Origin of the sequence: Kitasatospora sp. NPDC007106, assembly GCF_040634455.1 — a bacterium.
Taxonomy (GTDB): domain Bacteria; phylum Actinomycetota; class Actinomycetes; order Streptomycetales; family Streptomycetaceae; genus Kitasatospora; species Kitasatospora arboriphila.
This window is the reverse complement of sequence record NZ_JBEYFP010000967.1, coordinates 1-2,072: the sequence shown is the minus strand read 5'-3', so window position 1 is coordinate 2,072 and position 2,072 is coordinate 1. Positions and strand designations below refer to the sequence as shown.

The following is a 2,072-nucleotide window of genomic DNA, read 5'->3' as shown; positions in this document are numbered from 1 at the left end:
CGGTTTTGGCCGGTGTTGAGCACACGTCAGATCCACGCCGACCCGGCGGGTCGACGGACGAACGTGGAAAAGCAGTGGTGCGCTACTCCTGCTACCTGCTGGAGAGCGCGATCGACGGACTGAACGCCGCCGGGCTGCAGGACCCGGACGCCCTCGTCCTGCTGTACACCGCCGCGATCGCGCCCTACCTGGACATGGGCGCGCACGCCCGGGCCGCCCAGGCCGCCGAGATCGCGCTCGGCCTGGCCCCGCAGGTGACCGACCCGGCCCTGGTCGCGGGCATGCACCGCACCGTCGCCCGCACCCTGCTCGCCGAGGGCCGCACCGCGGAGGCCGACGCCTCACTGGCGAGGGCCGCGGCGCTGTACGAACAGCTGCAGATCCGCACCGAGTTGGCGCACTGCCACTGGATGCGCGGCTACGTGCACGCCCAGGACGGCGCCCTCGACGCGGCCGCCCGCGAACTCACCACCGCCCGCGACATGCTGGCGGCCGGGCGGGCGGAGCTGTACACCGCCCAGGTGGAGGTGGAGCTCGCCGACGTGCTGCGCCGACTGGGCCGCCGCGAGGAGGCGGGGCAGCTGCTCGTGCGGCTCCTCGACCGGCTGCAGCCCGACCGCGGGCCGGTGCACCGCGCCGCCGCCCACCGGCTGCTGGGTCTGCTCGCGGAGGACGGGGCCGACAGCGCAGCGGCCGAGGAGCACTACGGCCGGGCCCTCGCCCTGCTGGAGCCCACCGGCGCGGCCGGCGACCTGGCCGACCTGTGCCGTCTGCTCGGCGACCTGCAGCGCCGGCTGGGCCGCACCGAGGCCGCGCTGGACACCTACCGGACGGGCCTCGGGCACGCCGCGGCGCCCGGCACGACCACCCTCGGCCCCGCTCCGGCGCAGCCGCCGTTCACCTCCGCCTGAGCTCCCGGGCGGCTCGCGCCGCTCATGCCACGGGGGCCGAGGTCGCCCTCCAGGAGGGTCTGGTCGATCGGGGGACGGCCCCACAGCGCCAGGATCTCGTTGGCGAGGTCCACGACGGGCAGGTGGTCGCCGTCGCCCACCTTGACGGCCACGGCCGACAGGCTGCGGGGGACGGCTCCGGCGTCCAGCAGGACGCGCCACTCCCGGGGGCCGAGTTCGAGGAACTCCAGGCCGGTGAGCCCGGCGATCTCCAGCGGGTCGGCCAGCGTGCCGGGCCAGGCGGTGAGGGTGCGCAGCCGGGGCAGCCCGGCGACGGGGGCGAGGCCGGACGACGGGCCGTCCGACCTGTCGATCCGCAGGACCTCCAGGTCGGGGTGGGCGGCGGCCCGGACGGACCGGAGGTCTCCGTTCCCGACCCTGGCCACGACCGGGAGGCCGCTCTCGGTGCTGCCGCCGCGTCCGTCCGTCGTCCGCTCCAGGACGAAGTCGGTGAGGGAGTCGGCCAGGAGTTCGGCGCCGAGGCTCAGCTCGTGGCCGACCAGGATCACCTGCCCGAGGTGTCTGCCCGGGCCGGGTGTCAGGTCGACCGCCAGCTCGTCGCCGCCGTTGCTCCCGAAGACGATCCAGCCGGGCGAGCCCGCCAGGCCCTGCACCGGGGCGTCGGGCGGGGTGCGGAGCGCGTCCGTCGCCGAGAGCCGCCACCGGGTGTGGCGGGCCGCCGCGTCGACGGCGTACAGGCCGTCCAGGTCGTGGATCTCGCAGCCGACTGCGCTGTTCACCCGGGCCGCCTCCTCCCAGTCGTCGCCCCGGTCCTCCCACCGCGCCCGGACGACCCGGTAGAGCGCCTTCAGCTCGTCGGAGAGCGTGACGCCGAGGCGCGTCTCGGCGGCGGCGATCTCCTCCTCCGTCGCGCCGGCGGCGTCAGGCAGGCGCTCGCGGAGCGTCCGCTCCAGCAGTTCCGGGTCCGCCGTCGGGGCGGGCCGCGCGCCGGGGACGGGCTCGGGGAGGCGGCGCCAGGGCTCGGGGGGGGGCGTCCCCGTCCAGGACGAGCACACCGAGGTCGGGGTAGCCGAGGCCGGATTCCACGGCCGGGCCGCCCCTGGGGCTGCTCAGGGGGCTGCTCCGGCGCCCCGCGGCGCCGGGCCCGGGGGTCGTCAGCCC

The 2,072-nt window shown here is 77.0% G+C and carries 2 protein-coding genes; one reads left to right on the top strand and one right to left on the bottom strand.

The genetic code is table 11. The annotated features are described in order from the left end of the window. A partial coding sequence (locus tag ABZ641_RS34590) for a tetratricopeptide repeat protein (RefSeq protein WP_359988313.1) occupies window positions 1-911 on the top strand: 911 nt, incomplete at its 5' end. Here ABZ641_RS34590 and ABZ641_RS34585 read toward each other — a convergent pair. Then, the gene (locus ABZ641_RS34585; protein WP_359988311.1) at window positions 824-1,966 is read right to left on the bottom strand and encodes an SMI1/KNR4 family protein; all 1,143 of its coding nucleotides are present in this window, start codon (window positions 1,964-1,966) and stop codon (window positions 824-826) included. The genes ABZ641_RS34590 and ABZ641_RS34585 overlap by 88 nt on opposite strands. Between the last annotated feature and the right edge of the window lie 106 nt (window positions 1,967-2,072).